Source organism: Mycolicibacterium wolinskyi str. Jessa 2025 (assembly GCF_049241375.1).
In the GTDB taxonomy this organism is placed as follows: domain Bacteria; phylum Actinomycetota; class Actinomycetes; order Mycobacteriales; family Mycobacteriaceae; genus Mycobacterium; species Mycobacterium wolinskyi.
Map to the genome: position 1 here is coordinate 4997194 of NZ_CP185960.1, position 20882 is coordinate 5018075.

Sequence of the window (20882 nt, forward strand, 5' to 3'; positions counted from 1 at the left end):
CCTTTACGTTATTCGCGAATTGTGTAAACCCTACCAGCTACCGTACGCATGCCGGTAGTGGGTCTGCTATTGCGGCTCCGGTACGTGGAAGTGCTCGTCCCGCAGCCGGAACGCCTCCTTGGTTCCGTGTTGGGCACGGATCTTGACGAAGTTGAACTCTCCCGGCGAGAACTGCAGGTTCGTGCCGTAGGCATGGAATATGTAGCTCGCCACTTCCTCGCCCTGATATGCCTGGCTCTGCTCGACGAGCCGGAACGCTTCCTTCGCGATCACCACCCCGTCGGCGGGCATTTTCGCGGCCTTATGCGTCCAGTACCGTGCCCGGGCGGTGACGTCGGCGGCGTCGCAGGTGTCGGTGAAGATGCCGAGGTGCTCGATCGCCCCGGCCTCGATGATGTCGCCGGTCAGCAGCATCCGCCGCGCCAGCACCGGGCCGAGTCGGTGGAAGAACATGTGCAGGCTGCCCAGCGCCGGGCCGAGGAACCGAGTGGCCGGCATCCCGATCTTCGCGTCCCTGGCAATCACGGATATGTCTGCCATCAACGCCATTTCGAATCCGCCGCCCAGTGCATAACCACTGATCTCAGCGACCGTGACCTTCGGGAAGCCCATGAAGTTGTGGTAGAACCCGAACGACTTGCGGTCGACGGTGAGACGGCGCCGCTGGCTCGGGCGGGACTTCTTCTGCTTCTGGTCGCCCGTCTGTTCGTGGCGTGAGCGCTCATCGCCATACCAGCCGTAGGCGTTGTTCATGTCGGCCCCGGTACTGAAGACTCCCTCGGCTCCGCGCAACAGCACCACGGTCAGATCGTCGTCCTCGGCGACGACGTCGAGGTAGCGGGCAATTTCGTCACGCATCGCCGCGTCGTAGGAATTGCGCTGTTTCGGGTTGTTGAGTGTGATGGTGGCGATCCGGTGGTCATCGTCGACCTCGAAAAGCACGCGGTCATCGGTCATTCGAAATCAGCCTCGCTTCAATGGTTTTGTCGGTACCGACCGCCAGCGTGGTGCGGCGTGCCGTGGTCAGATGGTCAGCCGCGAGCTTGCCGGCGCGGGCGGAGTCGCCGTCGGCGATGGCGTCGAGCAACCGTTGATGGTCGCGCAACGCGGCCAGCATCGTCTTCTCGTTCATCCCGTCGTCCACTTCGCCGCCCCACACCGACGATTCGTGCGCCGACCAGATCAACTCCAAGGATCCGATGAGCAGAATCATGGGTTCGTTGCCGCACCGCGCCACCAGCACTTCATGGAACCTGCGAGCGTTGGGCACGAACCGCGATGTGTCACCGAATTGTGCGGTGTGGGTGTCGATTTCAGCCTGCAGATACGGCACCACCTCGGTGGCCCGATCCGTCCGGGCCGCACACATTCCCGCGCAGATCGGCTCCAGGTGTAACAGGGCCTCGCTGACATCGGCGGGGGTCGCGGCGCGGGACTGCAAAACCATGCTGATCGTGTGCGCGGTTCGCTCGGCCGACGGCTGCCGGATCACCGCCCCGCCCATGTTGCCGCGGCGCACCGAGACCAACCCGTCGGTCTCCAACAAGTGGATGGCCTCCCGCAGCGCAGGCGGACTCACACCGAACTGCTGAAACAGGCTTTCCTGCGTCGGCAGGATATCGCCCTCGCACAACCGGCCGGACAGGATGTCGTCACGCAGTTTCGACGCGACGATCTCGGCGACCCGCGGTTGGCGTATCCGGTGTGCCGGCACCCGTTCCTCCACTGTTCCGCCGACGGCTTTTCCTTGCTAACTTGTACAGGATAGTAATCGCATCGTCTACTGTATGGGCAACTGTATGGATATGGAGGCAGGTCAGCAGTGAACGACGGGGCGGTTTCCACATCCCGCGACGGCGCTGTTCTGCGCGTCGTTCTTGACCGTCCGGATCGACGGAATTCCTTGAGCCATCGCATGATCGATGAGCTTGTCACTGTTCTCACCGCCGCTGCGAGCGACGATTCTCTACGCGCGATCGCGATCACCGGCGCAAGCGGCGATTTCTGTACCGGCGCAGACTGGGTGGCCACCAACAGTGGCGGGCGGCGGCCCCGCACGGGTGATCTGGTCCGGCGCATCCCCCACACCGCACACCGCGTCATCGAACTCGTGGCGACCATTCAGCTACCGGTGATCTGCACGGTGCGAGGCTGGGCCGTCGGGCTCGGCTGCAACCTCGCCTTGGCAGCGGATTTCACGATCGCCGACGCCGACGCCACGTTCTGGGAGCCGTTTGTGAGCAGAGGGTTCAGCCCGGATTCGGGCGCGACGTGGCTGTTGCCCCGGTTGGCCGGTGTGGCCAGAGCCAGACGCATGCTGCTGCTCGGCGAGAAGGTGAGCGGCACACAGGCGGCCGACTGGGGACTGATTCACGGCGCCGTTCCCTCCGGCGAACTCGACGCCGCGGCGGAAGATCTGATCACCCGACTGGCGGCCGGACCCACCGTCGCGATCGGGTTGGCGAAACAAGCGCTGGCCTACGGCCAACACGCCACCCTGACCCAGTCGCTCAACCAGGAGCTGTCCAATCTCGAACTGTCGTGCCGCACCGGCGATTTCAAAGAGGGCATGGCCGCGTTCCGGGAGCGTCGCGACCCGGACTTCCAAGGACGTTGAAAGGAACTCATGACCTACGACACCATCAAATATGAGGTCGACGGGCACAAAGCGACCATCACGCTGAACCGCCCCGAGGCGCTCAACGCGTTGTCCCCGCACATGATCAACGAACTGCGCGCGGCGTACGACGAAGCCGAGAACGACGACAACATCTGGCTGATGATCGTCACGGCCACCGGCCGCGCGTTCTGCACGGGCGCCGACGTCAAAGAAATTCCCGATGATGGCAAGGTCATCTACGAACGGCCCTACCTCTCCACCTATGACCAGTGGGAGGCACCGCAAGAGGGCACTCCACCGTTTCGCCGGATGGCCAAACCGGTGCTGGCGGCCATCAATGGCATCTGCTGTGGCGCCGGGCTCGATTGGGTGACCACCGGCGACATCGTGATCGCATCCGACAAGGCGACCTTCTTCGACCCACACGTCAGCATCGGCTTGGTCGCCGCGCGCGAGATGGTGCGCCTGGCCCGCGCGCTGCCGCGTTCGGTCGCCCTGCGAATGGCGTTGATGGGCAAGCACGAACGGATGAGCGCCGAACGCGCCTATGAACTCGGCATGGTGACCGAGGTCGTCGAACACGACAAGCTGCTGCATCGGGCACACGAGATCGCCGACATCGTGAACTCCAATGCGCCCCTCGCGGTACGGGGCACCAGGCTGGCGATCCACAAGACGCTCGACCTGCCCCTACTGGAGGGTGAGATTCTGGCCGAGACGTTCCGCGAACGGGTGGTCCGCACCGAGGACGCCCAAGAGGGTCCGCTGGCGTTCGTGGAAAAGCGGGCACCGAACTGGCAGTGCCGATGAGCTTCGACACCATCCTGCTCAACCTCGACCATGATGCGCACGTCGCGACCGTCACGCTCAACCGACCCGAGGCGCTCAACTCCTTCAACCGCACGATGTGCGAAGAGATGCGCGATGTCTGGCAGACGATAAAGGCGGACGAGGGCATCAACGCCGTGGTGCTGCGCGCGGCAGGCGACCGCGCGTTCAGCGCCGGGCTCGACGTGAAAACGAGCTACGGGCAACCGAATATCGTGTGGAATCACGAGGATCCGGGTGAGCTGCTCAGCCCGAAGTGGCAAAAAATGTGGAAACCCGTGGTGTGCGCCGTGCAGGGCATGTGCACGGCGGGCGCACTGTATTTCGTCAACGAGGCCGATGTGGTCATCTGCTCGCAGGACGCGACATTCTTCGACTCCCACGTCAGCGCGGGCCTGGTGTCCGCACTCGAGCCGGTCGGGCTGATGCGCCGGGTCGGCCTCGGCGACACCCTGCGAATCGCGCTGATGGGCAACGACGAACGGGTCTGCGCCGACACCGCATTGCGGATCGGACTGGTCACCGAGGTGGTGGCTCGTGACAACTTGTGGGCGCGGGCACACGAGATCGCGGCGACCATCGCCGCCAAACCTCCGACCGCCACACAGGGCACCGTCAAGGCAATCTGGGAATCTCTCGACAAGCCGTACCGGGCCGCCATGGATCAGGGCTTGATCTACACCCGGCTGGGCAATCCGATCGCCAAGGCGGAACTGGCCGAGCTCAAGGCCGCCAAGCCGGCACCACGGATCCGCTGATGGCCCATCCGCTTTCGCAGCGCATCGACGACGTGTTCGATCTGGATCCGACAGCGGCGGCCATCCAATACGACGGTCGATGGTGTACGTGGGGACAGGTCGCCGGTTTGGCCCGCCGCGTCGGCGCGCTGGCAGGCTCCGGCCGGGTCGGCATCATGCTGCGCAACCAGCCGGCGCACGTCGCCGCCCTGCTCGGCGTGCTGGCCGCCGGCGGAACCGTCGTCGTCATCAATCCGGCACGCGGCGATGACCGCACCCGCACCGATATCGCGGCCATGGCGCTACCGGTCATCGTGGGTCTCGCCGAAGACATCGCCCACCTGGTGACACCGTCAGCGGCGACGACGACCGTCGTCATCTCCGATCTGGACAGCCCACCGGCGGTCAGCGCCGCCGAGACATCGGTCGCTGACGATGGCCGGCCTGGTGTGGCGGTGTGGATGCTCACGAGCGGCACCACCGGCCCGCCGAAACGAGTCGACCTCACCTACGACATGCTGGCCCGCAGCGTCATGGGGCGCGAACCCGGGACATCGCCCGCCCCCACCGAATTGCGGCACGGGGTCGCGATCGTCAACTCGCCGCTCGTACATGTCGGCGGGGTGTTCCGGGTACTGCTGTGCATCGCCGAGGCGCGTCCGTTTGTGCTGCTGCCGAAGTTCGACCTCGAGCGCTGGGCCGCCGCGGTGCGCGAACACCGGCCGCGCGCGGTGTCGCTGGTCCCGGCGGCACTGCGTATGGTGCTGCACTCCGATCTCACCCGCGACGACCTGGCAAGTATCCGTGCCGTCACGTCCGGCACCGCGCCGTTGTCGGCCGACGACGCCGACGCGTTCACCGAGAAGTTCGGTATTCCGGTGTTGACGTCCTACGCGGCAACGGAATTCGGCGGCGGGGTCGCCAGCTGGACGCTTGCCGACCATCAGAAGTACTGGAAAGCCAAACGGGGCAGCGTCGGTCGCGCCAACCCGGGTGCACAGTTGCGCGTCGTCGACGACGACGGTAATCCACTCGGGCCGGACCAACAGGGCCTGCTGGAGGTCAAACCCGCACAGCTCGACCCGACCTCGGACTGGTTGCGCACCACCGACCTCGCACGCATCGACAGTGACGGATTCGTGTGGATTCTGGGACGTGCCGATCAGGCCATCATCCGCGGCGGCTTCAAGGTCATGCCCGACGATGTCCGCACGGCGCTCGAAAGCCATCCCGCGGTACGCGGCGCCGCCGTGATCGGGTGGCCGGACGAGCGGTTGGGGGAAACACCGGTGGCCATGGTCGAGCTGCGGACAGACGCGTCCCCAGGTGAGCTGACCGAGTATCTGCGGGGCCGCTTGGCCCGGTACGAGATACCCGCCAGGATCGCGATCGTCGAGACGATTCCCCGGACTCCTTCTGGCAAGCCTGACCTGGGCGCAATCCGTGACCAGTTCGCGGCCGGTGTCTGAGTCGCTTGTCGACCTGCTCGCAGGTCTCCGCGACCGGGGCGACCACCCGTTGCTGATCTGCGACGACACTCGCATCAGCTATGCCGAAGCCGAGGCCCGCTCGGCGCGGTTGGCCCGCGGGCTCGTGGCTCTCGGTGCAGGCAAAGGTACCCATGTCGGCCTCCTGTATCCGAACGGTGTCGAGTTCGTGGTCGCGATGCTGGCCGCGGCCCGCATCGGAGCGGTCGTGGTGCCGTTCTCGACGTTCCTCACATCAGCCGAGCTGCGGACCCAGGTGCTCGACAGCGATGTGGTGATCATGTTGTCGTCCCGCCGTTTTCGTAATCACGACTATGAAGAGCGGTTGGCTGAAATTGGTGACGCGCCGTGCCTGCGACACGTGCTGTTCGAGCTACCCGAGGCTGACGAGCCTGACATCGCCGGCCTCGAAGCCGACGTCGACTGCTGCGATCCGATGGCGATCATCTACACCTCCGGCTCGACCGGGGCGCCCAAGGGCGTCGTCCACTCCCACAACGGGCTGTTGGCACATCAACGCAACCTCAATGCGATTCGCGGGTTGTCCGCAGCGGACCGGCTGTTCTGCAACTCGCCGTTCTTCTGGGTCGGCGGCTTTGCGTTCGGCTTACTGGCCACGATGGTCGCCGGTGCGACCCTGATCTGTTCGAATGCCTCCGACGCTGGTGCGACGCTGGACCTCCTGGAGTCCGAGAAGCCGACGCTGACCAACGGTTTCGCGGCAGGTATCGCCCACCTGACTCGCCATCCGAGCTTTGCTCATCGCGATCTGCCATCGATGCGTCGCGGTAACCTGTACCCGATCATGACGCCTGATGCCAGGCCCGCCGATCCCGAGCTGCGCCACAACATGCTCGGCATGACCGAGGCGGGCAGCGTCGTACTCATCGACGCCGACGACAGCGATCAACCCGAACACCGGCGCGGATCCTACGGCCGCCCCGCGCCCGGTTTCGAGACGAAGGTGCTCGCCTCAGGCGAGCTCTGCATCCGTGGGCCGTACGTCATGCTGGGCTACCACGGTCGCAACCGCGAGGACTGCTTCGACGCCGACTGTTGGTTCCACACCGGCGATCTCGTGCGTGTCGACGACGAGGGGTTCTACTATTTTCTGGGTCGTGCCGGCGCGATGATCAAGACGGCGGGCGCCAACGTCACACCCGGCGAGGTGGAGAAGGCGCTCGTCAAATTGTTGGGCTGTGGCGCCGTCCATGTCATCGGGCTGCCCGATGCCGAACGCGGGCAGGTCGTGGCGGCGGTGATCGTCATGGATGATCCATCCACGTTCGATGAGGCTGCCATTCGCACGGCATTGCGCGACGAGCTGTCGGCGTACAAGGTGCCCAAACGCTTCGCGGTAATCCGCCCGGCCCAACTGCCCGTGCTGTCCAGCGGCAAGGTCGACATGGCAAGGTTGGCAGGGTTGTTCGATGGTTGACACGATCGATGCGCTCGTCCGATCTCATGCGGCCGCCACACCCGACAAGGCGATGGTGATCGACCCGCACACTCGGCTCAGCTATGCCGAATTGGACTCCAACACGCGAGCGTTGGCGGCCGGATTTTTGGCTGCCGGTATCGGCAAGGGCACGCGGGTCGGCTTGATCATGCCCAACGGAGCCGATTGGGTGCAGATCGCGATCGCCGTGGCTCGGATCGGCGCGGTGCTGGTTCCGCTGAGCATGCTGTTGTCCCCAGCCGAGCTCACCGCGCAATTGCGGATGGCGTCCGTGCAATTCCTGATCGCAGTCGACGAGTTCCGTGGCCGTCGCTACCCGGTGAACCGTGCGCAACTCCCGGCACTGCGAGAGGTCTGGACGGATTGCGAAGCACTGGCGCTGACTGGGCCCGATGTCGAGCGGGTCGACGCGTTGACCGCAAGGGTGCGCCCCAGCGACTCGTTGGTCATCATGTTCACCTCCGGGAGCAGCGGACCGCCGAAGGGCGTCATGCACTCACACGCGAACGCGCTGGGCGCCGTGCGGTCCGGACTGGACGCTCGGTGCATCACAGCTGCGACGCGGCTGTATCTGCCGATGCCGTTCTTCTGGGTCGGCGGCTTCGGGGCGGGAATCCTCTCGGTGCTGCTCGCCGGTGCGACCTTGGTGACCGAGCCCATCCCAAGCCCTGAGTCGACGCTGGAACTTCTTCAGCGAGAGCGAGTCACGCTGTTTCGGGGCTGGCCCGAGCAAGCTGAGGCGTTGGCGCGCCATGCCGGCGGTGCTGACCTGTCGGCGCTGCAGCCGGGAAGTCTTGAGGCACTGTTGCCGCCTCACCTGCGATCGCGGCCGGGTGCGCGAGCATCGTTGTTCGGGATGACCGAATCGTTCGGGCCGTATTGCGGGTACCCGGCCGATACCGACATGCCGCGGTCAGCTTGGGGCAGCTGCGGTAAACCGTTCCCCGGCATGGAAGTCCGCATCGTCGATGCCGACGCGGGTTCGTCGTTGCCCGCCGGTGCGGTCGGTGAGATCCAGATCCGCGGCCGACACGTCATGCGAGGCATCTGCCGCCGCAGCCGCGAAGATGTGTTCACTCGGGACGGCTATTACCCCACCGGTGACCGCGGCCATCTCGATGCCGACGGATTCCTGTTCTGCCACGGCAGATCCGACGACATGTTCAAGGTACGCGGCGCCACCGTCTACCCGAGCGAGGTGCAGCGCGCCCTGCGTGGGATCAAGGGCGTGCGGGCCGCATTCGTCACCAATGTTCCTGATGGTGAAAGCAATCGGGTAGGAGCGGCCGTGGTGTCCGACTTCTCAACGATTGAGCCCCTGCGAGTGGCCGCGCGGAAGGCCATGAGCTCGTTCAAGGTGCCCACGATGTGGCTACTGCTCACCGACGAGGAGGCCGTGCCGCGCGGGCCGACCGGCAAGGTCGACAACAACCGACTGCGCGCCATGCTCCTCGCACGTTGATACTGCGCTCAGGGCTGTTGTTTCCCGAACTTCGCGACCCTGTGCGCAATCTCAACGGTTCACACGATCGCGTTCGCCCGCAGCTTCGCGATTTCGTCCGAGCCGTAGCCAATTTCCCCGAGCACCTCGTCGGTGTGCTCGCCCAGCAGCGGAGCGCGGTGGCGAATGGTCCCCGGCGTCGCCGACATCCGAAACGGGGTCTCGACGATCGGCACGTCGCGGGCGGCTCCTGGAAACGGCACCCGTTGCAGATAGCCCATCGCGTGTACGTGTGGATCGTCGAGCACGTCCTGCGTCGAATGCAGCGGCGCAGCAGGCATTTTCGCCTGCTCTAGTAGCTTCAGCACTTCGTCCTTGGTCTTGTCGGCGCACCAGGACTGCATGATGTCATTGAGGTAATCGCCGTGCTGCCAGCGTGAGTCGTCGTCGGCGAACCGCGGATCGTCGAAAAGTTCTTCGCGACCCACCAGTCGGCACCAGCGTTTGAACATCGGCTGGCCGGCCACCTGCAGCAGCACCCACTCGCCGTCCGAGGTGCGGTAAAGATCGCACGGCGCCACCGAGGCGCCGCGATTGCCCATCCGAGGTTTGTCGACCTGGAGCAGCTCGCGCTCGATGAGGAAGGCGTTGGACAACATGAGCGCGGTGGGCAGCAGCGCACCTTCGACGTGCTGCCCCTCCCCCGTCCGGTCACGGTGGTAGAGGGCCATCATCACGCCGATCGTCAGTGTGAGCGCGGTACCGAAATCCGCGTACGGCACCACGGTTCGGATCGGCTGCTCGGGCAGACCCTGCCGGTACACCGCGCCCGACATCACCTGGCCGGCCCCGTCGAAGCCGATCCGGTCGCTGTACGGACCGCCCTCGCCGTAGGCGGTAGCGCTGGCCAGGATGATGTCCGGCTTGACGGCTTTCAGGGTGTCGTAGTCGAGCCCACTCGCGCGCATCCCGGCGGCAGGCATGTTGGCGATCACGATGTCGGACCGCGCCACGAGCCGCCGGGTGATCTCGGCGCCTTCAGGTTTCGTCGAGTCCAGTGTCAGCGACCGCTTGTTGCGGTTGCACTGCAGGAACGTGCCACCTTCACCGCTTTCGGTGACAGCTTGCACCCACCGGTCCTCGCCACCTTCGCGCTTCTCCACCCTGAGCACGTCGGCGCCCATGTCGGCCAGGATGGCGCTGCACCACGGGGCCGCGATGAAGCGCCCGTAGTCGAGCACCCGAATCCCGTCGAGCACACCCGGCATTGCTCACCCTTTCGTCGAATGGTCGACTGTAAGTATTACAGTACGACGCCGCGACAAGCCTTGGTGATGTGGTCAACCCACACGTCCGGATCGGTTGACCACAGGTTGTGGCCGACGTCGGGTATTTCCTCGAACCGGCCGTGCCGCACCAAGGCGGCGAGTTGACACAGTGGCCATGATGGACGGATGTCGTGTTCGGCGGCGAGGAATGTCATGGGAACATCGGAGTCGGCCAGTCGACGGAGTAGGTCCGGTTCATGTATCCACTGCACGAACGATTCGGTCAATGCGGCGTGAACCGCCGGCTCCCAAGGGATCTGCAGATCGGCTTCGAGATGGCGCGCCGCCTCATACGCCTGTGACCAGGTTCGGTCCTTGTGCAATCCGTGTCCGGCGACGCCAACGACCGAGGCGACCCTGTCCGGATGGTCAAGCGCGTAACGCACGGCCAGGTCGGACCCCCAGGAATGGCCGAGCACCACCCACCTGTCGATCCGCTGGGATCGCCGTACCGATTCGAGGTCGGCCACCGCCTGCGCGAGGTCGTGCGGGCCACCCGCAGAGCGCGCGACACCTCTCGGCTCGGGAAACCACGCGCGCAACCCGCGAGGCGCGAGTGTGTCGTCTTCGAGGTAGTGGACACACCCCGGTCCGCCGGACAGCACCACAACGTCCGGACCCTCTCCGGTGACGCCGACGTGCAGCAGAGTGCCGTCGTCGGCCGCCACCGTTTGCGCTCGCACATTCACCCCCAGCTCGAAAGTGCTATTCCAACACGCCGAGCCGCGCGAGATGGTCGGTCAGCGGCTTCGATGCCGCACACAGGTGCTCCGACATGGCCTCGCGGGCCTGATCCCCATCACGCGCCTTGAGCGCCTCGAGGATCCGCCGGTGATCATGCGTCGATTGTTCGGGCCAGCCCTCGACGGTCGGGTATACCGATTCCAGTGCGTACCGGGTGATCTGGGACATCAACTGAGCGAGCTTCGGCGACTCGGCGGCGAGATTGACGCCACGGTGAAAGGCATGGTTGAGGCGCACGGCACGTTCGTGATCGTTTTTCGCGTAGGCATCTTCGAGCTCACGCTGGATCCGCTCGAGTTCATCGAGCTGGCCGTCGCTGATCTGCCCTGCGGCGCGGGACGCCAGCTGCCCGCCGATGTGAGCCTGCACCCCGGCCACGTCGTCGATGTCGCGTCGCGTGACCGGAAGCACCACGAATCCGCGGCGGGGTTGCTGGGTGAGCAAACCTTCGGCCCGCAGCCCGAACAGGGCTTCGCGCACCGGCGTCACGCTGATGCCCAGCTCGGCTGCGAGCTGTTCGAGCCGTATGTAGTTACCCGCCGGGTAAGTGCCGTCGAAGATCCGCCGACGGATCAAACGCGCCACGTCTTCGGCGAGCTGTGGGCGGGCGGCGAAATCCGGGACGGTCATGTGTCAGATCCGATAGTCGGCAAGCAGGCGCTTGCTGATGATGTTCTTCTGGATCTCGCTGGTGCCCTCGCCGATCAATAGGAACGGCGCGTCACGCATCAAGCGCTCGATCTCGTATTCCTTGGAGTACCCGTAACCGCCGTGGATTCGGAAGCTCTGCTGCGTGACCTCCGAGCAGAACTCGCTGGCAAGGTATTTCGCCATGCCCGCGGCCACGTCGTTGCGTTCGCCGGAGTCCTTGAGCCGTGCCGCGTTGACCATCATGAGGTGGGCGGCCTCGACTTTTGTTGCCATCTCGGCCAATTGAAACGCCACCGCCTGATGTTCGGCGATGGGCTTGCCGAAGGTCTGGCGCTGCTGCGCGTAACGCACGGCAAGCTCGAAGGCCCGGATACCGACCCCGCACGCCCGCGCGGACACGTTGACCCGTCCGACCTCGACGCCGTCCATCATCTGGAAGAAGCCCTGCCCCGGCACGCCGCCGAGGACGTCATCGGCGCTGGCGCGGTATCCGTCGAAGATCAGCTCGGTGGTGTCGATGCCCTTGTAGCCGAGCTTGTCGAGCTTTCCGGGGATCACCAGTCCCGGAACGACTTCGCCGAAACCCGTTGGCTTTTCGACGAGGAACGCCGTCAGGTTGCAGTGTGGTTTGTCGGCACCCTCGTCGGTCCGCACCAACGCGGCCACCAGTGTCGAGCTGCCACCGTTCGTCAGCCACATCTTCTGGCCGTCGATCACATAGTCACCGTCGGCCTGCTTGGTGGCGCGGGTTCGAATCGCGGCCACGTCCGAGCCGAGCTCGGGCTCAGACATCGAGAACGCACCTCGGGTCTCACCGGTGGCCATGCGCGGCAGGAACTTCTGCTTCTGAACGTCGGTACCGTGCTGGCGGATCATGTAGGCGACGATGAAGTGGGTGTTGATCACCCCGGACACGCTCATCCAGCCGCGGGCGAGTTCCTCGACGCACAGAGCATAGGTCAGCAGGGATTCGCCGAGGCCGCCGTACTCCTCGGGAATCATCAACCCGAACAGCCCCATCTCTTTCATCTGGTCGACGATGGCCTGCGGATAGGTGTCGGAGTGCTCGAGCTCCTGAGCGGCGGGAATGATTTCTTTGTCGACGAATTGCCTGACCGTTGAGACGATCTCGGTCTGGAACTCGGTGAGTCCCAGCGTCTGGGCGAGTCTGGTCACGATGCCACCCTCTCAAAAATGGCAGCCAGCCCCTGCCCGCCGCCGATGCACATGGTTTCCAGGCCGTAGCGGGCCTCGCGCCGGTGCAGTTCGCGCGCGAGGGTCGCGAGCATCCGTCCGCCGGTGGCGCCCACCGGATGCCCGAGCGAGATCCCCGATCCGCGGACGTTGGTGCGCTCGTGATCGGCCGCGCCGAACTTCCATTCCTTCATCACCGCGAGCGCCTGCGCTGCGAAGGCCTCGTTGAGTTCGATCAGGTCGATATCACTCAGCTGCAGGCCGGCTTTCGCCAGCGCGACCTCGGTGGCCGGAACCGGACCGATGCCCATCACGTTCGGGGCGACGCCTGCCGAACCCCACGACACCAGTCGCACAAGAGGTCTCAGCCCGAGTTCGGCGGCCTTGTCCGGCGTCGTGACGATGCACATCGAGGCCGCATCGTTCTGGCCGCTCGAGTTGCCCGCCGTCACAGTGGACTCAGGGTCCTGTTTCAGGAGAACAGGTTTGAGTTTGGCGAGCGCCTCAACCGTGGTGTCGGCCCGCGGATGCTCGTCGGTGTTGACCGTTTCTTCGCCTTTTCGGGTCCGGACCGTCACCGGGATGATCTCCTCGGCCAGCACGCCTTCGGCCTGGGCGGCCACCGCCCGCTGGTGCGACCGCACCGCGAGCTCATCCTGCTCGGTCCGGGTGATCCCGTACTCGCGCCGCAGGTTCTCCGCGGTCTCCAACATGCCGCCGGGCACGGGATGGAACTGTCCGCCCGCAGTGGTGCGTCCACGCGCGAGTCCGTCGTGGATCTGCACGCCCGTTCGCGCTGCGCCCCACCGCATGTCGGTCGAGTAGAAGGCGACGTTGCTCATGCTCTCCGCGCCGCCCGCGACCACCAGATCGTTGTCGCCGCTGCGGACCTGCAGGCAGGCTTGGATCACGGCCTGCAGACCCGAGCCGCATCGCCGGTCCACCTGCATGCCCGGAACCGTCACGGGCAGTCCGGCATCGAGAGCCACGACGCGGCCGATCGCCGGTGCCTCACTGTTCGGATAGCAGTGCCCGAGGATGACATCCTGTACCTGTTCGGGTGCGACACCGGTGCGCGCCAGCAGGCCCTTGAGCGCGGTGACACCGAGCTCGACCGCGGTCAGGGATTGAAACATGCCGCCGTAGCGGCCGATCGGAGTCCGGACGGGTTCACAGATGACGGCGTCGCGCGTTGTCATACGTACCGCCCACCGGTCACCTCGAGCACGGTGCCCGTCATGTACGACGAGAGGTCACTGGCGAGGAACAGCGCGACCTTGGCGACCTCGTCTGGCTCACCGGCCCGCCCCATCGGCACCTCGGCAAGTTTCTGGTCCCAGATACGTTGTGGCATGGCCTCGGTCATCGCCGACCGGATGAGGCCGGGCTGGATCGCGTTCACCCGCACGCCCAGATGCGCGAGTTCCTTGGCCGACGCTTTGGTCATTCCGACGATGCCGGCCTTGGCCGCCGAGTAGTTCGTCTGTCCGATCAGCCCGACCTTGCCAGAGATCGACGACATGTTGACGATCGCGCCGCGCTTGTTCTCGCGCATGATCGCTGCGGCCGACTTCGTGCCGTTCCAGGTGCCTTTGAGGTGCACGGCAATGACCTGATCGAACTGCTCTTCGGTCATCTTGCGCAGGGTCGCGTCGCGGGTGATGCCTGCGTTGTTGACCATGATGTCCAGCCCGCCGAAGCGCTCCACCGCCGCATCGACCAGGGCCTGCACCTCCGCCGACGACGTGACGTCGCAACGCACGGCCGTTGCGACCTCGGCCCCGCCGAGCTCTTGGGCCGCGGCCTCGGTGGCGTCGAGGTTGAGGTCGCCGAGTACCACTCGGGCACCCTCGGCGATGAAGCGTTTCGCGATGGCAAGGCCCAGACCCTGGGCTCCACCTGTAACCACCGCCGTCTGACCGGTCAGCAATGACACCTGATCACCTGTCCTAACTCTCGAAGCCGGGGCACCGTCAAGCCAGAATCATATTTCATATACGATATTGGCGATCCACGACCCCCTGATGCGATGAAGCGAAGGAGTCAAATCTGTGACCGAAGTCAGCAGCGAGGATTTCCAGGAGATCCTGGCGCAGACCCGCAGCTTCATCCGGACTGCCGTCGTCCCGCGAGAGAACGAAATCCTCGCGACCGATGCGGTCCCCGACGATCTGCGCGACCAGGCCAAGAAGATGGGCCTGTTCGGCTACGCCATCCCCCAGCAGTGGGGCGGTCTGGGGCTCAACCTGGCCCAGGACGTCGAGCTGGCAATGGAATTCGGATACACCTCACTCGCGCTGCGCTCGATGTTCGGCACCAACAACGGCATCGCGGGTCAGGTTCTGGTCGGCTTCGGCACCGACGAGCAGAAGACCCAGTGGCTGGAGGGCATCGCGTCCGGGGACGTCGTCGCATCCTTCGCGCTCACCGAGCCCGGCGCCGGGTCAAACCCGGCGGGCTTGCGCACGAAGGCCATTCGCGATGGGGACCACTGGATCATCACCGGCCAGAAGCGCTTTATCACCAACGCACCCACCGCCAATCTGTTCGTCGTGTTCGCTCGCACGCGCCCGGCAGACGAGGCCGGCCCCGGTATCGCGGTGTTCCTCGTACCGGCCGACGCCGAAGGTGTCGAAGTCGGCACGAAAGACGCCAAGATGGGCCAGGAAGGCGCGTGGACCGCCGACGTCAGCTTCACCGACGTACATGTCCCGGCAGGCGCGCTCGTGGGCGGCAGTGAAGATGTCGGTTACCGGGCCGCCATGACGTCACTGGCCCGCGGCCGCGTGCACATCGCCGCCTTGGCCGTCGGCACCGCGCAGCGCGCACTCGATGAATCGGTCGCATACGCTGCCGCCGCCACGCAGGGCGGTCAACCGATCGGCAGTTTTCAGCTGGTCCAGGCGATGATCGCCGACCAGCAGACCGGGGTCCTCGCCGGGCGGGCGTTGGTGCGAGATGCCGCCGAGAAGTGGGTGTCCGGTGAAGACCGACGCATCGCGCCTTCGGCGGCCAAGCTCTTCTGCACTGAGATGGCCGGCAATGTCGCCGATCTCGCAGTCCAGATCCACGGCGGCACCGGGTATATGCGCGAGGTTCCGGTGGAGCGGATCTATCGGGAAGTTCGGCTCCTGCGCCTCTACGAGGGCACGAGCGAGATCCAGCGCCTCATCATCGGTTCGAACCTTGTCAAAGGAGCGCAGAAATGACCGAACGGCTCACCGGAAAAGTCGCCTTCATCACCGGAGCGGCCCGCGGACAGGGCCGTGCTCATGCGGTGCGGATGGCCAAGGAAGGCGCCGACATCATCGCGGTCGACATCGCCGGGCCCCTCCCGCCGAGCGTGCCCTACGACTCGGCCACGCCGGAGGACCTCGCCGAAACCGTGCGCCTGGTAGAAGCCACCGGCAGGCGAATCTTGGCTGCTGCCGCCGACACCCGCGACCTCGACGCCCTGCGGGCTGTGGTCGACAAGGGCGTGGCCGAGTTCGGCCGGCTCGACATCATCGTCGCCAACGCGGGCATCACGGTCCCAGAAGCCTGGAACGAGACGACGCCCGAGTCTTTTCGCGATGTCATCGACATCAACCTGACCGGCACCTGGAACACCGTAATGGCGGGCGCTCAACACATCATCGACGGCGGCCGCGGCGGCTCGATCATCCTCATCAGCTCAGCCGCCGGAATCAAGATGCAGCCGTTCATGGTTCACTACACCGCCAGCAAGCACGGCGTCACCGGCCTGGCCCGGGCGTTCGCGGCCGAACTCGGCAAGCACAAGATCCGGGTCAACAGCCTGCATCCCGGCGCCGTCAACACTCCGATGGGCACCGGTGACATGATGGCTGCTCTGAATCGGGCCAATGAGACCAATCCCGGTCTGATGAACATGGTCACGCCGTTCCTGCCGGACTTCATCGCCGAGCCGGAGGACATCGCCGACGCCGCGGTGTGGCTGGCCAGCGACGAATCACGGTTCGTCACCGCCAGCCGGGTCGCGGTCGACCTGGGCTCCACACAGTTCTGACCGGATGACCGCAGACTTCGCCGAAACGCTCGCGGCCGGTTTGGCCGGCTACGGCGAACGGCCGTTTCTCGCTTTACCACTCGCGAGCAGACACCTAGGTACCCGTATCCGCGGCAATTTGGGTACCCGCGCGTCTGCTCGCGCCGGCTAAGGAACGGGTGAGGAACCGCAGCTGATCCTCGACCGCAGTGTCGAACCAGTCGTGGCCCGGCCAGACGTCGAAGTGGTCGCACGGATAGTGGTGCACCTGAGCCCTGGCCTGCACCGCTGTCTTGACCACCGAGTCCGCCGGGACGAACCGGTCGAAGTCGGCGATCTGCACCAGCACCGGGCATTTCAGGCTCTTGGCGGCCGCGGCGGTGCGAATACGTATGAGTTCCATGCCGATACCGGCATCGACCTCGTTGCGCCACGTGGGGCCCGCTATCGACAGATAGCTCTCGTACGCGCCGTCGAGGGCCAGTGCGCCAGGCTCGCCGGGCGGCGCGGCCAACGGAATCAACGTCGGAGCACCACCCCGTGCCACAGCCACGCGGCTCTTGAGCCCAACCAGCGTCCAGCGCAACGCCGAACCAACGTCGCGATGGGCCACCGCGGCTCGGCTCGCGGCCAGCCCGCTGGTCAGCGGGGTCATCGCGATGACGCCGGCGACGTCGTTGCATCGCGCCGCCGTACGCAGCACATGGCTGCCCGAGAAGGACGATCCCCACAACACCACGCGCGCGGCGTCCACGCCAGGTAGACGTTGTGCCGCACTGACCGCGGCGGCGTAGTCGGCGAGCTGGCGATCGACCGAAACGCTCTGCCGCGGAGAGCCTTCCGAGGCACCGAAGCCGCGGTAGTCGAACGCCAGCACGTCCAGACCGGCAGCGCTGAACCGCTCCGCGAACGGTTGGAGGCCGGAGTCCTTCGTACCTCCGAAGCCATGCGCCATCACCACCAGCGGGCGGCCCGCCGCCCCGGCGAAACCGTCTCCGACGCCGGGGAAATGCCATGCGCTGCACTGCTCACCTTCGGAGTAGAAGGTGAGAACGTCAGGCTTCATGCGACCTTGGCCCTTCGCGCGCCGGCCGGCAACTCGCGTTTCTGGATATCGTGCTCGTAATAGAAGTAGTCCACCTGCTGGGTGTGGCGGGGCCGATCGGTGCAGTGCCCGGCGTGCAGTTGCTGATCGGCGTCGATCACACGTTCCATCTCGGCCACCGACGGGAGCGCGTAACGACCGACCGCATAGGCCGCCAGCAGCCGGGCCTGACATTCGACGAAGGGGAACAGCGTCGGGATCGCTTGTGCGAACCCGATGAACACCAAGTCCTCGATACCCGGTTTGAACATGCGTTTGTAGAGCCGGATGTGATTGTCGGGAGCGCTGACGAGGTCGGGATCGAAGAAGGGGAACGTGATGTTGTACCCAGTCGCGTACACGATCGCGTCGAATACCCCGCTGGTGCCGTCCTCGAAGTGCACGGTGTCACCGTCGAGGCGGGTCACATTCGGCTTGGGCGTGACATCACCAGATCCGAGCCGCAGCGGCAGTTCCACCGACTGGGTCGGATGTGCTTCGAACAGTTTGTGATTCGGGGCGGGCAGACCGTAGGCCGTCGGATCCGTGCCGAGCATGGGCGCGATCAGCTGTGCCGCTCTGCGCTGCCAGGACAACGGCAGATACGGCGTCGTGCGAAAGAACTTGTCACCGGGCTGTCCCGCAATGTACTTCGGGACGATCCAGGCGCTCGACCGGGTCGACAGCGTGACCTGGTTCTGCAGAGCTTTGGAGGACAGCTCCACGGTGATGTCGGCGGCACTGTTGCCGATGCCGACGATAAGGATCCGCTTGCCGGTGAGCTCAAGCGGTGACGTGGGGTCGATGTAGTGGTGCGAGTGGATCGTCTGGCCGGTGAAGGTGCCGGGGAAATCCGGCAGCCGCGGATCCCAGTGATGACCGTTGGCGACGACGAGCAGGTCGAACCGGCGCCGCGCACCCGCCTGGTCCTCGATCTCCCACCCGCCGCCGTCGGCCCGCGACGCATGCACGACGCCGTTGTTGAACTCGATGTTGTCGAGCAGGCCGAACGCGTCTGCGTAGGCGTCCAGATATGCCTTGATATCGGAGTGGTGCGGGAACGACGGGTAGTGCTCGGGCATCGGAAAGTCCTTGAACGACAATCGATGCTTGCTCGTGTCGATGTGCAGGGACCGATAGGCGCTGCTGTGTCCGTTGGGGTTGCCGAAAGCCCAGTTTCCGCCGATTCGGTCTGAGTTCTCGAACGTCGTGTAGGGCACGCGGTAGTCCTTGAGCATCTTGCCGGCGGTGAGCCCGCTGATGCCCGCCCCGATGATCGCGGTCCGTGGCGGCGATTGCTGCGACACAAGTGCTCCTCACGTTGTGATGCAGCACACTAACAGCGCGATTTGACGGACGTCAATGAATTCTGACAGCTGTCAGAAGCGCCGCGAGCAGACGCTGCCGTACCCGAGAAAGCCAATTTCTGGGTATCGCGGCGTCTGCTCGCGAAGGAAATCAGCCGATGAACCGAATGATGGACTCCGCGACCGCGGCCGGCTTCTCCGAACCGTCGATCTCGACCGTCACGGTCATCGTGGCCTGCACGGCCCCGTCGAGCTTGGCGACGTCGGCGATGTGTGCACGAGCCCGCACCTTGGCACCCACCCGGACGGGCGTGATGAAGCGAACCTTGTTGTAGCCGTAGTTGATCGCCATGGTGACGTTGTCGACTCGATAGAGCTGATGGGTGAAATGCGGCAACAGTGACAGCGTGAGCAAGCCGTGCGCGATCGTCCCGCCGAAGGGGCCGCCGGCGGCCTTGTCGGGGTCGACATGGATCCACTGGTGGTCGTCGGTGGCATCGGCGAACAGATTCACCCGATCCTGGGTGATCTCCATCCAGTCAGTCGGCCCGAGCTCGCTGCCCGCTGCCGCGACCAGTTCATCGAGATTGTTGAAGACCTTCACCGTCACTCCTCTCGAACCGTGGTCAGAAGACCACCGTTTGGTTCCCAAACCGGATTACGCGGTCCTCACAGTGCCACAGCACTGCTCGCGACAACACCAGCCGTTCGACATCGGCACCGAGCCGCACCAGATCGTCGACCGTGTGGCGGTGATCCACCCGCACCACGTCCTGCTCGATGATCGGCCCCTCGTCGAGATCCTCGGTGACGTAATGCGCTGTCGCGCCGACGAGTTTGACCCCGCGCTCCTTGGCCCGGCGGTACGGCGCCGCACCGATGAACGCAGGCAGGAACGAATGATGGATGTTGATCAACGGACAACCCACCGCGTCGAGGAACTCCTGGGTGAGGATCTGCATGTACCGGGCGAGCACCACCAGGTCGACATTGCCCCGCAACAGGTCCAGGAGTCGTTGTTCGGCCTCGGCCCGGTTCTCTTTCGTGGCCGGCACATAGAGGAACGGAACTCCGAACGCCCGGACCTGCTCGGCGAGGTCGGGATGGTTCGAAATCACCATCACCACCGACATATCCAGCTCGCCCCGCCGGTTGCGCCACAGCAGATCCAACAGGCAGTGGTCCTCACGCGACGCCATCAATGCCACTCGCTTGGGTTTGGACGCCTCTGTCAGCCGGAAATCCATGTCGAATGGAGTCGCAACCCGCTCACGGAAATCGCGTTCGAGCCCGTCGCGCACCGCGGTGAGGCCGGGGAGGTGAAAGATCGTGCGCTGGATGAACGTGCCACCGGACTGCTCGGTGGAATGTTGGTCCAACGACACGATGTTCGCGCCGGCCCCGGTGAGGAAGCTACTGATGGCAGCGACCAGCCCCGGCCGGTCGGCACACCGCAGCAGCAACCGGCCCATGTCGTGGGCCGGCAGGGCGTTTACTTTCGGATACTCCTGCGCCATCACCACCAGATTCTCACCCGACCTGGGTTCGGGTAGCAGAACCGGCCGTACGCCGGGCGTTCCGAAAACCGCGAAGAAGACATCGTCATTTACCGATCCGCCGTGCAGCCGACCGCGTAGAGCCCATTCGAGTTCACGTTCGTCCAGAACGTCGCGAAGCGCTGGCTCGAGCGAGGACAGCAAAACCGGCCGAAACGGACGCCGACAAAGAACATTCGACGCCAGCGTCAATATGAAAATTTGCTATCTCCGCCGATTTTGCGTCGTAAACGCCATTTATCACGGCTCTCGAATTTGCCAAAATCGCACGTGCATGCGGGTAAATGGGCCGCGGGACGGGGAAATTCAACACGCCGCTGGACAAGCTTTCTCGGCTAGCTGGAATTACAACGCTTACCGGCGGGATACTCATGTCGCGTATTCGCACAACCGTGCTGCGCACCAAATCAGCCGGACCAGTCGGGGGTACGGCTGACCGG

At 65.1% G+C, this 20882-nt stretch carries 20 protein-coding genes; 8 read left to right on the forward strand and 12 right to left on the reverse strand.

The window, feature by feature from the left end; all coding sequences use genetic code 11:
* Nucleotides 1-66: 66 nt before the first annotated feature.
* Together ACOI2T_RS24720 and ACOI2T_RS24725 are read right to left on the reverse strand one after the other, a co-directional pair.
* Entirely contained in the window at nt 67-957 is an 891-nt protein-coding gene (locus tag ACOI2T_RS24720) for an enoyl-CoA hydratase/isomerase family protein (protein ID WP_409505833.1), read from the reverse strand.
* The gene (locus ACOI2T_RS24725) at nt 947-1714 is read right to left on the reverse strand and encodes a FadR/GntR family transcriptional regulator (RefSeq protein ID WP_409505834.1); all 768 of its coding nucleotides are present in this window, start codon (nt 1712-1714) and stop codon (nt 947-949) included. The genes ACOI2T_RS24720 and ACOI2T_RS24725 overlap by 11 nt, the downstream gene beginning before the upstream one ends.
* A 108-nt stretch (nt 1715-1822) precedes the next feature.
* Here ACOI2T_RS24725 and ACOI2T_RS24730 point away from each other — a divergent pair, with 108 nt between their 5' ends.
* From ACOI2T_RS24730 to ACOI2T_RS24755, 6 genes are read left to right on the forward strand one after another with little or no spacing between them, the layout of a single operon-like run.
* A complete protein-coding gene (locus tag ACOI2T_RS24730; RefSeq protein ID WP_409505835.1) occupies nt 1823-2617 on the forward strand; it encodes an enoyl-CoA hydratase/isomerase family protein in 795 nt (264 codons plus the stop codon).
* 9 nt (nt 2618-2626) lie between these two features.
* Complete coding sequence (locus tag ACOI2T_RS24735) at nt 2627-3430, forward strand: enoyl-CoA hydratase/isomerase family protein (RefSeq protein ID WP_409505836.1); 804 nt, start codon at nt 2627-2629, stop codon at nt 3428-3430.
* Entirely contained in the window at nt 3427-4206 is a 780-nt protein-coding gene (locus ACOI2T_RS24740) for an enoyl-CoA hydratase/isomerase family protein (RefSeq protein ID WP_409505837.1), read from the forward strand. Before ACOI2T_RS24735 ends, ACOI2T_RS24740 begins: the two co-directional genes overlap by 4 nt.
* Complete coding sequence (locus ACOI2T_RS24745) at nt 4206-5654, forward strand: class I adenylate-forming enzyme family protein (protein ID WP_409505838.1); 1449 nt, start codon at nt 4206-4208, stop codon at nt 5652-5654. Before ACOI2T_RS24740 ends, ACOI2T_RS24745 begins: the two co-directional genes overlap by 1 nt.
* A complete protein-coding gene (locus ACOI2T_RS24750; RefSeq protein WP_409505839.1) occupies nt 5647-7110 on the forward strand; it encodes a class I adenylate-forming enzyme family protein in 1464 nt (487 codons plus the stop codon). The genes ACOI2T_RS24745 and ACOI2T_RS24750 overlap by 8 nt, the downstream gene beginning before the upstream one ends.
* Nucleotides 7103-8593 (forward strand): class I adenylate-forming enzyme family protein, encoded by a 1491-nt coding sequence (locus ACOI2T_RS24755; protein WP_409505840.1) that lies wholly within the window; start codon nt 7103-7105, stop codon nt 8591-8593. Before ACOI2T_RS24750 ends, ACOI2T_RS24755 begins: the two co-directional genes overlap by 8 nt.
* A 59-nt stretch (nt 8594-8652) precedes the next feature.
* Here the strand turns inward: ACOI2T_RS24755 and ACOI2T_RS24760 are convergent, their stop codons facing one another.
* From ACOI2T_RS24760 to fabG, 6 genes are read right to left on the reverse strand one after another with little or no spacing between them, the layout of a single operon-like run.
* Nucleotides 8653-9840: a CaiB/BaiF CoA transferase family protein gene (locus ACOI2T_RS24760; protein ID WP_409505841.1), complete on the reverse strand. Its 1188-nt coding sequence runs from the start codon at nt 9838-9840 to the stop codon at nt 8653-8655.
* Between the two features lie 35 nt (nt 9841-9875).
* Nucleotides 9876-10583, reverse strand: coding sequence for an alpha/beta fold hydrolase (locus ACOI2T_RS24765; protein ID WP_409505842.1), 708 nt, complete (start codon nt 10581-10583; stop codon nt 9876-9878).
* A gap of 22 nt (nt 10584-10605) precedes the next feature.
* Nucleotides 10606-11274: a GntR family transcriptional regulator gene (locus ACOI2T_RS24770; protein ID WP_409505843.1), complete on the reverse strand. Its 669-nt coding sequence runs from the start codon at nt 11272-11274 to the stop codon at nt 10606-10608.
* Between the two features lie 3 nt (nt 11275-11277).
* Nucleotides 11278-12471 (reverse strand): acyl-CoA dehydrogenase family protein, encoded by a 1194-nt coding sequence (locus ACOI2T_RS24775; protein WP_409505844.1) that lies wholly within the window; start codon nt 12469-12471, stop codon nt 11278-11280.
* Entirely contained in the window at nt 12468-13688 is a 1221-nt protein-coding gene (locus tag ACOI2T_RS24780) for an acetyl-CoA C-acetyltransferase (RefSeq protein ID WP_409505845.1), read from the reverse strand. Before ACOI2T_RS24780 ends, ACOI2T_RS24775 begins: the two co-directional genes overlap by 4 nt.
* Nucleotides 13685-14425 (reverse strand): 3-oxoacyl-ACP reductase FabG, encoded by a 741-nt coding sequence (gene fabG, locus ACOI2T_RS24785; RefSeq protein ID WP_409505846.1) that lies wholly within the window; start codon nt 14423-14425, stop codon nt 13685-13687. Before fabG ends, ACOI2T_RS24780 begins: the two co-directional genes overlap by 4 nt.
* A 115-nt stretch (nt 14426-14540) precedes the next feature.
* Here fabG and ACOI2T_RS24790 point away from each other — a divergent pair, with 115 nt between their 5' ends.
* The gene (locus ACOI2T_RS24790; RefSeq protein WP_409505847.1) at nt 14541-15698 is read left to right on the forward strand and encodes an acyl-CoA dehydrogenase family protein; all 1158 of its coding nucleotides are present in this window, start codon (nt 14541-14543) and stop codon (nt 15696-15698) included.
* Nucleotides 15695-16516 carry a mycofactocin-coupled SDR family oxidoreductase gene (locus ACOI2T_RS24795; RefSeq protein ID WP_409505848.1) on the forward strand — a complete coding sequence of 274 codons (822 nt, stop codon included), beginning with the start codon at nt 15695-15697 and terminating at the stop codon, nt 16514-16516. Before ACOI2T_RS24790 ends, ACOI2T_RS24795 begins: the two co-directional genes overlap by 4 nt.
* 94 nt (nt 16517-16610) lie before the next feature.
* On the opposite strand, the gene ACOI2T_RS24800 is transcribed toward ACOI2T_RS24795, so the two are convergent.
* The 4 genes from ACOI2T_RS24800 to purU form a co-directional block, all read right to left on the reverse strand.
* Nucleotides 16611-17561, reverse strand: coding sequence for an alpha/beta hydrolase (locus ACOI2T_RS24800; protein ID WP_409505849.1), 951 nt, complete (start codon nt 17559-17561; stop codon nt 16611-16613).
* Nucleotides 17558-18817, reverse strand: a complete 1260-nt coding sequence (locus tag ACOI2T_RS24805; protein ID WP_421877395.1) for a flavin-containing monooxygenase — start codon at nt 18815-18817, stop codon at nt 17558-17560. The genes ACOI2T_RS24800 and ACOI2T_RS24805 overlap by 4 nt, the downstream gene beginning before the upstream one ends.
* A 220-nt stretch (nt 18818-19037) precedes the next feature.
* Nucleotides 19038-19490, reverse strand: a complete 453-nt coding sequence (locus ACOI2T_RS24810) for a MaoC family dehydratase (RefSeq protein WP_409505851.1) — start codon at nt 19488-19490, stop codon at nt 19038-19040.
* A gap of 22 nt (nt 19491-19512) precedes the next feature.
* The gene (purU, locus tag ACOI2T_RS24815) at nt 19513-20403 is read right to left on the reverse strand and encodes a formyltetrahydrofolate deformylase (RefSeq protein WP_409505926.1); all 891 of its coding nucleotides are present in this window, start codon (nt 20401-20403) and stop codon (nt 19513-19515) included.
* Between the last annotated feature and the right edge of the window lie 479 nt (nt 20404-20882).